The organism is Rhodopirellula europaea 6C (genome assembly GCF_000338295.1).
GTDB lineage: Bacteria > Planctomycetota > Planctomycetia > Pirellulales > Pirellulaceae > Rhodopirellula > Rhodopirellula europaea.
Map to the genome: position 1 here is coordinate 78,577 of NZ_ANMO01000232.1, position 10,180 is coordinate 88,756.

The following is a 10,180-nucleotide window of genomic DNA, read 5'->3' on the forward strand; positions in this document are numbered from 1 at the left end:
AATCTCAGGAAGGGCTCCACCGTCTACCGAACGAATACAGCACCGGCACAACGATCAAGGTAAGTAGGGTTGCAAAGCTGAGCCCCGAAACCAGCAACCACGCCATGCCTTCCCAAAGCGGTCCGCCGTCGAGGGCGAGCGGCACCAAGCCTCCAACCGTGGTTGCCGTGGTGAGAAAAATGGCGGTCAGACGCTGCTGCCCGGCCGACACAATCGCGTTTTGAAAATCCTCGGTCGCATTGGAACTGATTGATTCCTTTGAATTGCTTTCAGCTACCGACATGTCCGCGAATTCGACAAACAGAATGGCGGCATTGAGCACGATGCCAAACAAAGCCAAGACGCCCAGTTGAGGCATGAAGCCGAAGGCACTGTTGGTGAGCCACACGCCTAGCAAAGCACCGGCGAGAGCGAGCGGCAACGTCGCGATGATGATGGACGTTCGGAAGAGACTGTTGAATTGCACGATCAACAAAATGATGATCGCGACAAAAGACATGCCGAACGATTTCAGCATTTTGATCTGGGCCTTTTGAGATTCTTCGAGTGCCCCGCCCACTTCGACTTTGTATCCGTCGGGCAGTTCAGCTTGCAGGGCCTTCATTTCGGGCGAATTGAAAACGCCCATTGTGATGTCGTTGCCTGAGGCACCCACTTTGACTTGCGATCGAACTTCGATGGTTCGGTTGCCGTCGCGGCGATCGATCAAGGCGGGACGCCACTGCGGCACGATGCTCGCGATCGACGCGAGCGGCAACTTGCCCTGGCTGGTTTCGACATGGGCGTTTGAAATCGCCGACAGAGATCGACTCTCCGGCTCGAGTCGGAAATAGACCGGGATCTGATGTTCTCCTTCGCGATAGTAGGTCAGCAAACGCCCAGAGAAATAGGTGTCCAACGTCGTCGCAACTTCCGCGTTGCTCACTCGTGCCAAATTGGCGAGATCAGATTCAACGTCAACATACAATTCTTGGCTGCTGACACCCCATGAATCGCTGAGTGAGATTGTGTCCGGATCCGCGTTCACCATCTTTTTGATGCGGTCGGCGGCGTCTCGCAGCGTTTTCATGTTTGCGAAACCGTTGCCGACAACCCGCAACACGACGGGATCGGCGGGCGGTCCCAGCAGCAATTCGATCGGCACGACTCGGGCTCCGACGATTGGCTGCAATCCTAAATCGGGATCTCCGTGGTCAATGACGTGACGCAGTTTTTCTGCAAACTCGTGAGTCAACTTCCCATCGGTGGTCTGAATCAGGATCTCGGCGAAGTTTGGTTTCAAGGCCTCGGGTTCCCAGGACAAATACCACCTTGCCCCGCCGCCACCAACCATCGTGCGCATGTTCAAGAGACGTTCTTCTTCGTTCCCGTCCTCGTCAATGAAGGCACTGCAGCGGCGAATCATCTCTTCGACTTCACGAGCTAGCTCGTCGGTTTGAGCGATCGAAGACGATTCGGGGAGCCAGACTTCAACGGCGAATTGATTCCTTTGAGTCAACGGAAAAAACTCTGCCGAGATCGGTAGTTGAGTCGTTGCGAGCAATGCACCAAACGCGGCAGCGATCGTGATGAAGCGATGCCTCAATGCCCATCGCAGTGAAGAACCGTACAAACGAAAGAAGATTCCATCGGTTGCCGCGGTTTGAGGAGCGAGATGGGATGGTCCCTCGGTCATCTCAGGCGAAGATGTGGTTGCCCGACGGCTTCCGAACCGGCGAACCCATTTGGATGAACCCAATTTGCCCATCAGCCATGGCAGAGGCGCAGTTGGTTTGCTCGGGTCTTTTGGCGGACGAATGAACCAGGCTGCCAAGATCACACAAAACGTCATCGCCAGCACCCAGCTGACGGCCAACATCACGGACAGTGTTGTCGGCAAACTGTAGATGAATTCTCGGTTGACTCCGTCCATCGCGATCAGCATCGGTACAAACGCGGCGATGGTTGTCAGCGTCCCGTTCAGCATCGATTTGCCGAGCGTTTGGGCTCCTTGGACCGCCGCTTCTTTTGGTGGCATGCCTGCGATTTGATTCGTTCTTGCTTGGTCGCAAATCTGAACCGCATTGTCGACTAGCAAGCCGAGCGAAATGATCATCGAGGCCAGCGACATTTGTTCCAATTGAACACCAAACAGCGTCACAATCGCGAGGGATGTGAGAACGACAAAAGGAATGTTTGCCGCCATGACCGCCGCGGTGCGAAAGCCAACCACGAGGTAAACCACGACGACCACAATCACGATTGCCGAGATGATGTTCATCACGACTTCGCGAAGCCTTTGATTCACGCTGTCGGATTGGTCGGAGATGATTGGGACGGCCAAGTCCGGCGGCAGTTCACCGCTGTTGCGAAGCTCGACGATCCGCTGTTTTGCACTGCTGCAAATGTCGACAATATTGGCGCCCGATTTCATTTGAACGGCAACCACGTTTGCGATCGCTTCCAAATTGACGTCGCCATAACGGCAAATTCGCGTGGGCGGGTCCACGTAGCCTCGTCGGACGCGAAGCCCCAAATCTTCCAAGTGAATGGGATTGACTCCACCGCGTGACGGCACGCCGCTGACGACCAATCGATTGATTTCCGCGAGCGCATTGACCTCCCCGGCTGGTTTGACGTAGAACCGTCCATCACCGGCATCAATTCGGCCGCCTGGTTCAACGATGTTTTGAGCCTGCGCCAAATCGGCAATTTGATCGATCGTCAGTTCCAGCTGAGACCAATTGCGTTCGTCGGTCTCGACATAGATCGCTTCCTCACGGACTCCATGACGTTCAACCTTGGCAACGCCCGGCAACAGTCGCAGGGCATCGCGAATTCGTTCGGAATAGACATCCAATTCGCGATCAGAGTAAGCAAATCGCGGGTCGATCGTATCGCTGCCGTCGGCGGGTTGCTGATGGACGGCAAACAAGATGACGCTCGTGTCCGCGAATTCATCGTTCACGAACGGAACCACAGCAGGGTCAGGCATCGGGACGTTCTCGACCCTTGCTCGAACGCGATCCCACGCGTCGTCAATCTTCGCTCCGGGCAACCACTCTTCGAGCTCGACAAAGATGACCGTTTGTTCGCTGCTGGAGGTGGACCGGATCAGACGCACTTCCTCCATTCCATCGATGGCTTCTTCGAGAGGATCCGCGACCAGCTCTTCCATCTTTTCCGCCGACGCACCCGGCCAGCGTGCTGAGACGACACAGATTTTTAACGTGAATTCGGGGTCTTCACGTCGAGGCATCGTCAGCGCGGCGATGATGCCCCAACAGACGAACATCATCACAAAGGCGATCACAACCGTCGGACGTGCCACGGCAAAAGCTGGTAGACGATTCATTGAACGCTCACCGATGCTGATTGCGTTGGAACAACCCGAACCCGATCGCCGTCGTCGAGGTAGTGCGTGCCGCGGACGACGACATGGGCACCATCGACCAAGTCATCCGAATCGACCGGTTCGATGCAGAGAATCAATGAGTCTTCGTCTAACGAGTCTTCTTTTTTCACGTTGATTCGAACACGTCTCGCCGTTGGCTCTGACTGCATGTCGTCCACGACATGCACGAACGTTTCGCCGTTCTCTCGACGGACGGCCTTCATGGGAACATAAAGGCCGATGTTGGAATTGTCGGGGATCAATGCAACTCGAACGGTATCGCCGGCACGGAGCATCCAACGCGTTTGCTCCAGATACACGCGTTCATTTTGCTTGCGAAGCAGAGCTTCAGGTTCCAGTGGCGAACCATCGAGGGCGAGCAATTGGCCCGTGATCAAGTCGTTTTCAATATTGATTGACGAAGGATCCGCGAACTCGATGGCGACGAAGTTCCATGTGCCCAGGAACGGAATCACATCACTGGCGAGGTTCACTTTCAATCGCTGGACCGTCAATCCTCGATCGCTTGTGTTTGAAAGTTGGTTCCAGGAACGATTGGTGACCTTCCACACAAACGTCTCTTCACCAATCCGATGGATGCAGCGTTGCTCCACCAGCAGACGCTGATCGCCCGTGACGATTGGTCCGATGTTGAGAGGGAAGATGTCCTTGGTTTTCAGTTGAGCCCCCGAGGACTCGTGCAAGTCAACGCTGCTTTCTTGTTGATTGCGAACGTGCAGCGATACTGTGAACGTTCGAGTGTTGGCATCTGCGATGGAGTCGACCGTGTAGACCATTCCTGTCGCACGATGTTGACTCCCGTCATGATCGGTGACTGTCACACCAAGAGTGTCGCCGCGTTGGTAGCGACGAGAATTCGCTGCGGTGACTTCAAACTCGACCAGCATTGGGTCGACCATTTGCACGGTCACGATCGGATCGCCTTCTTTGACATAGGTCCCAGGTACCGCGTGGATCTCCGTGACTTGGCCGGGGAAGGAGCTGAAAAGCGTTGTGTTTCGCAAATTGCGTTCAGCTTCGGCCAACCTCTGGCTGGCCTGTTGCACTTGGGCGTCCAATGCCAGTTGTTCCGCATTGGCTTGAGCCAGTTCAGCGGTCGCACTGTCGACCTGAAGTTGTGCGGTCGATGCTCGCGTACGAGTGGTGTCCAGCTCCGATCCTGACATTGCATTGGAGCGTGACAATTTCTGCGCCCGTTCCAGTTCTCGCTGGGCCAATTGCAGTTCGGCCTCTGCGGTACGGATTCGACTTGGTAATCGTTGTTCGATCGAGATCAAGTTCGCTTCTCGCCGGCGTTCGGCAACCGCCAGGTCGGCACGCGCGGCATCAACGGCGATTCGAAACTGTTCTTCGTTCAACCGAGCGAGTGGAATACCGATGCGACCGTTCCCAATGCCAGTCACCATTTCGTTGGGCTCAATCACCTGCACCACACGTCCGGCCTGTTCAAACGCAATTCGTTCCGCTTTCCAAGGTGCGACGGACGCGGTGGTGTGATGTTGGTAAGACGGGCTGCTCGGATGCAGCGTCATGACGGTCACGGTTTTGGGCGGCTTGTCGACCTCATTGATGTCGGGTGCGGATTCGCTGGAACATCCAAGCATTCCGATCAAACAACAAGACGTGCTGAAGGCCACGAAAAACCGAAACGGTTGAAAACGAATAGGCACAGTGGTTCGTTTCGTTAGGTGGACGCGATGAGAGGTCAACGAGAAAAGAGTCGCTGCGATGCGTTGCCGCGATGTGGAACAGCTCGAGTCACTGGGGCGGCGGCGGGGAAAACACAAGCCGATTCGATGGACGGTGATGAGGTCATTCACGTTGGCGGCGAGATTGCCCCTGGCGTTCAGTTCGCAAAACTGCAATAAGTAAACCCATCGGTGTACTCTACATCACTCTTTTCAAAAGTAAACCGCCCGGAGCAAGTTTTGCCAGTCCGTCCAACCGAGCCCGACGATGCCGCCCCACGTCGGCTGACTGATCGCAAGCGGATTGCGATTGTGCAGGCCGCGGCAACGGAGTTTCAAACTCGCGGCTACTTTTCGACCAGCATGAATGTGATCGCTGCGACCGCGAATGTGAGCAAGCGGACGCTTTACAACCATTTCGACAGCAAAGAGGCTCTCTTCGACGCGATCATCGAGGAGTTGGCCCAGAAGGCAGAGTTGCTGCCCGAGTGCTCGTTCGATCCATCACGCGATTTACGAGAACAGTTGGTCGAACTGGCCGAGGCCGAAGTTCAGTTCATGACATCGACATCGGTTGTCGCGCTTGCGCGCGCCGGTATCTCGCGAGTCTTGGCCGAGCCCGAGGTGGGGAAGAAGATCGATCACCGTCGCTTTCATAAACGCGTGGAAAGCTGGCTGGATGATGCTCTTGCGGCGGGGTGCCTGAATCACACCAACACAGAATTCGCGGCCAAGCAGTTTGTCGGAATGCTGATGACGTTTGCGTTCTGGCCAACCATCGTCAATGGCGAGTCACCGCCGAGCAAAAAGAAACGGGCCAGCATCATCGAGTCCACCGTCGAGATGTTTTTGTCGTGCTACAGAGTTTCCGATTGAAGATCAGAGTAGAACAGTTGCCCCCAACTGTTCCGTTGGACAGCGTTCGAATGCCAAGCCACATTGCATCCGGATTCATTTTCAACCGTTTGCGTCACGCGGTTCAACAACGCGGCATCGACAACGCCGGCCCCATCCGGGGCGATTTGATGTGGTTGCGACGTGATGCGGGGCGGGACGGGGTGATTGCAAATTGCAAAATGGACATCGCAAATTGGCAATTGTAGGTCGGTGAAATCACGTGCCTCGCCAGAGCAGAAACACTTTGCAATTTGCATTGATCAATTTGCACTTTGCAATTTCCTCACCGCATCGTCGCAACGGCCCCGACCGGGGCGATGTCGATGACCGTTCTCACGCTCCGGTGTGTGATGTCATCCGCGGTGGCGCATAGGGATTGTTGCTGGCCGATGTATCGGACGCCTGCGATGGGTTCGTCGCGGTTGGAACATAGATCGGTTCGTATTCGCTGCCTCGGGCGATTTCGCAGATTGCGTCGACCATCGCGTCACGTTGAAGACGTCGGTCGGATGAATTCATGTTTGCAAAACGAAAGTCGCGGTAGACCAACGGGATCTCTTCTGGACCGTCCGGCGTGCGGACGTAAATCAAGGCGGCGTGCAATTGAGTCCATCCGCCAGCGGGTGTGAACGATTGAGGGATCGCACCCAGAATGGAGCTGGGTCCAAAGTGATAGCGATTGCGATCGCCTTCCATCCAAACACCATCCCCGTCGATGCGTACCCAGACCAAGTCCGTCGCGGTTTCCAATCGGAGTCGGTTCCAACGTTCTTGCGGAACGATCTCGCAGAATCTGGAGCCTTCTTCGTTGGGTTGAACCACCGGGTTGCGACGTCCGGCAATGACACGGCGGAGTCGGCGAGCCAGCAAGAGGTGAAACGGATACTCTTCGTAGCGGCAGACAATCATCAGTTGTGTCGCTGCGATCAGGCCGCCGACGATTACCGCAGCGACGAATAAGAGAATGCCTTCGATGCCCGGTCGTGAGGTGAAGAACACAAAACGAATGGTCAGCAGCAAGCATAGGCTGGCAACGAAACTGAGCGTGCCATGAAATGCGGTGATGCCCAACAAAGTCACCATTTGACGAAACCAATTCAGCACACGGCCTGGGGCTTCGTCAGGCAGATCCGAACCAAATGTTTGGATCGAAGCGAAGTGGTCCGCCATCGCTTCGGTTGGCGAAACGTTCGATTGTTCTGCGGCGGACTGCTGGGACATCGATGGCGCGGAGGCGGGCGTCTGGAAGGTCATGATCCTCGCCTGCAAATGGTGGCTCTTGCTACTTGCTGATCCTCGACACTGATTCGTCGCAACCTCGTCGGTGCCGGTATTGCTGGACATCTCAGAGTAACGCGGATTCGCGATCTTTGCACGCTGATTCCCGACGGAAAACAGGCCATATCCGCGGCAGCTCAAGCGGTCTGCCGCAAACGCTTCCCCGAACCTGTCACGAAAAGGCGTTGTCGCTAGTTCGTTGCCGCCTCGTTGTAGCTGGATGGCCAAACACCGCAGCACGACTGTTTTCGCGGTGATAACAACCAATTGACACGCTCTCGCAGAAGGACCTGCCCCGATGGGCCGGCCTCGCCGATATCCGCGATTGTCAAATTAGGTAAACCTTGCCGCCGACCACTTCCGACTTCTGGCGCGGTTGGTGCGATTGTGTGCATCGAATCGGTGTCAACGGCCGAAACGAAGGGTGAAAGAAAGACTCGTATCACGTGTCGAGGCGTTTCTCCTCGGCACCCAATTCATATTGGATGGAAGGATTCGGAATGAATCGTTGGCTTTTACTCGGATCGATGGCCGGAATGCTGATGATCAGCACCGGATGCCTTCACCACAACACTCGCGGCGGATGCTCGACCGGCAACTGTGGCGTCGCGTCTAGCGATTGCGGATGTGGTGACTCGTCGTGCGGCAACGGCGCATGCAGCAATGGCTCGTGCGGTCGTGTCGGTGGCGGCGGACTGTTGGGCAAAACTCGCGGTCGCTTGATGGGCTGCAAAACCGGATGTCGGACTGGCTGCGAAGCCGGACCACTCGGTTGGCAACAAGGTGGTTTGGACTACAGCTCGCACCTGAACCCAGGTTTGTTGGGTCACGGAGCGGCGGCTCAAATGCAGGGCCAGCCATTCACACCAGGTGCGCCGTCTGCCCAAGTCGCGTATCCTTACTATACCCACCGCGGTCCTCGCGACTTCTTGCTGGACAATCCGCCCAGCATCGGTCCCTGATCGCACTGGGGTTTGAATTTCGAGTCTGCTCAGGCCGTTGGGCCTGAGTCTCTCGAATTGATTCCGTCTGTGAAGAGTGTTCCGCAGTCGCCCGAGGGAGTTTAGGCGTGGCATCCGATTTTCGGCTGAAAGAGCAGTTACCAGAGCTGACCGAGCAGATCGTCAGCACGTACACCTCCGATGATTCAATCAATCATCTGGGGCACTGCCCATTGCCTAGCTACACTGCTGTTGTTGACATCCTTTTGGATCTCAAGGACATCCTTTACCCGGGGTACAAGCGGCACACAAACTTGCATGCTGGCAATATCCGCTACCACGTTGGCGGGTTGATCGATTCCTTGCACGATCAGCTGACGACCCAAATCGCTCGCGCCCTACGGCACGAGCACCGGGTGCTGCAGAACCACAAGGATTGTGAGACGGACATCGACTTCGAAGCCAAAGGCCAAGCCATGGCGATCGAGATGCTCAAACGCATCGTCAAGCTTCGAGAGATGCTCGCGACCGATGTGCAAGCCGCTCATGACGGCGACCCGGCTTGCCAAACAACCGATGAAGTCGTCTTTTGCTACCCGGGTTTCGAAGCGATCACGGTCTACCGAATCGCTCATGAACTGGTGCAGCTCAACGTGCCCTTCATTCCTCGAATGATGACGGAATGGGCGCACAAAGAAACGGGCATCGACATTCACCCTGGTGCGACGATCGGTGAGTACTTCTTCATCGATCACGGAACCGGTGTGGTGATCGGTGAGACGTGCCACATTGGAAAGCACGTCAAGCTGTATCAGGGTGTCACGTTGGGCGCATTGAGTTTCCCAACGGACGCCGATGGACAGTTGATCCGCGGCCAGAAACGTCATCCAACGATCGAAGACGAAGTGGTCGTGTACGCCAACGCAACAATCCTCGGTGGTCGCACGGTGATCGGTCGCGAATCGGTGATTGGGTCCAGCGTTTGGATCACTCGCAGTGTCTCGCCCGGCACGACGGTGGTCCTTGAAAAACCGCAACTGAAGGTACGTGGCTCGGATGAGCCCGCCGATGAATTGCGTCCCGAGGTGAATTACCAAATCTGATCACTGGGTATCCCCAGGCGATTCGGTATAGTGTGGCGATGTTGAAGAAAGAACGCGCCGCCATTGTCCTTGAGCGTCTGAACACGCTCTATCCCGACCCGCCAATTCCGCTGGACCACACCGACGAGTTCACGTTGTTGGTCGCTGTCTTGTTGAGTGCGCAGTGCACCGACAAAAAGGTCAATGAGATCACGCCAGAGTTGTTTTCGGTTGCCGGAACGCCATCGAAGATGCGTGAGCTTGGCGAAGAAGGAATCCTCGAAATCATCCGTCCGCTGGGACTGTCGAAGCAGAAAGCCAAGGCTCTCGCGAAGCTATCGGGGATGCTGATCGATCTGCACGAAGGCCAAGTGCCCAGCACATTCGACGAGCTGGAAGCGTTGCCCGGCGTCGGGCATAAAACGGCCAGCGTTGTGATGTCGCAAGCGTTTGGTTTTCCCGCGTTTCCGGTTGATACGCACATTCATCGTTTGGCCCAGCGATGGGGATTGTCCAGCGGCAAAAGCGTTGTGCAAACCGAGCGAGACCTAAAGAGCTTGTTCCCCGAGTCGTCCTGGAACAAGTTGCATCTACAGATCATTTTCTACGGTCGAGAGTTCTGCACCGCGCGAGGCTGTGACGGACGTGGGTGCGATCTATGCCGCGAGCTGTATCCCAATCGGCGAAAGCCGGTGACTTGGATCAAACCCTGATCCGTCCCACATCCCATTCATCGCCGATACGTGACGGCATTCGGCAGACGTCGACGTAGGCCAGGTTCTACCTGGCGAGGTGACCGGACGGAGCCACGCGAACTCGCGGATGAATGACTAGTCGCCTCGCTTTGTTCCAAAGCATCGGCTTGGTTGCCAGGTGAGACCTGGCCTACGCGAATGCAGT

Annotated in this window: 8 protein-coding genes; 5 read left to right on the top strand and 3 right to left on the bottom strand. The window is 56.0% G+C overall.

What is annotated here, in order from left to right:
* Positions 1-4: 4 nt before the first annotated feature.
* The gene (locus RE6C_RS24735) at positions 5-3,334 is read right to left on the bottom strand and encodes an efflux RND transporter permease subunit (protein ID WP_008661035.1); all 3,330 of its coding nucleotides are present in this window, start codon (positions 3,332-3,334) and stop codon (positions 5-7) included.
* Positions 3,331-4,926, bottom strand: coding sequence for an HlyD family secretion protein (locus tag RE6C_RS24740; protein WP_008661038.1), 1,596 nt, complete (start codon positions 4,924-4,926; stop codon positions 3,331-3,333). Before RE6C_RS24740 ends, RE6C_RS24735 begins: the two co-directional genes overlap by 4 nt.
* Before the next feature lie 396 nt (positions 4,927-5,322).
* Here RE6C_RS24740 and RE6C_RS24750 point away from each other — a divergent pair, with 396 nt between their 5' ends.
* Both RE6C_RS24750 and RE6C_RS24755 read left to right on the top strand, forming a co-directional pair.
* Entirely contained in the window at positions 5,323-5,958 is a 636-nt protein-coding gene (locus tag RE6C_RS24750; RefSeq protein WP_008661041.1) for a TetR/AcrR family transcriptional regulator, read from the top strand.
* Positions 5,959-6,008: 50 nt separating this feature from the next.
* Positions 6,009-6,185, top strand: coding sequence for a hypothetical protein (locus RE6C_RS24755; RefSeq protein ID WP_236618503.1), 177 nt, complete (start codon positions 6,009-6,011; stop codon positions 6,183-6,185).
* A gap of 127 nt (positions 6,186-6,312) precedes the next feature.
* Here RE6C_RS24755 and RE6C_RS24760 read toward each other — a convergent pair whose 3' ends face one another.
* On the bottom strand, positions 6,313-7,233 hold the full coding sequence (locus tag RE6C_RS24760) for a hypothetical protein (RefSeq protein ID WP_039963337.1): 921 nt from the start codon (positions 7,231-7,233) through the stop codon (positions 6,313-6,315).
* A gap of 524 nt (positions 7,234-7,757) precedes the next feature.
* On the opposite strand from RE6C_RS24760, the gene RE6C_RS24770 reads away from it, so the two are divergent.
* The 3 genes from RE6C_RS24770 (at position 7,758) to nth (ending at position 9,993) form a co-directional block, all read left to right on the top strand.
* A complete protein-coding gene (locus RE6C_RS24770) occupies positions 7,758-8,219 on the top strand; it encodes a hypothetical protein (protein ID WP_231846376.1) in 462 nt (153 codons plus the stop codon).
* A 107-nt stretch (positions 8,220-8,326) separates the two neighbouring features.
* Positions 8,327-9,301 carry a serine O-acetyltransferase gene (locus RE6C_RS24775; RefSeq protein WP_008661047.1) on the top strand — a complete coding sequence of 325 codons (975 nt, stop codon included), beginning with the start codon at positions 8,327-8,329 and terminating at the stop codon, positions 9,299-9,301.
* A gap of 32 nt (positions 9,302-9,333) precedes the next feature.
* Entirely contained in the window at positions 9,334-9,993 is a 660-nt protein-coding gene (nth, locus tag RE6C_RS24780; RefSeq protein ID WP_008661048.1) for an endonuclease III, read from the top strand.
* Positions 9,994-10,180 lie beyond the last annotated feature (187 nt).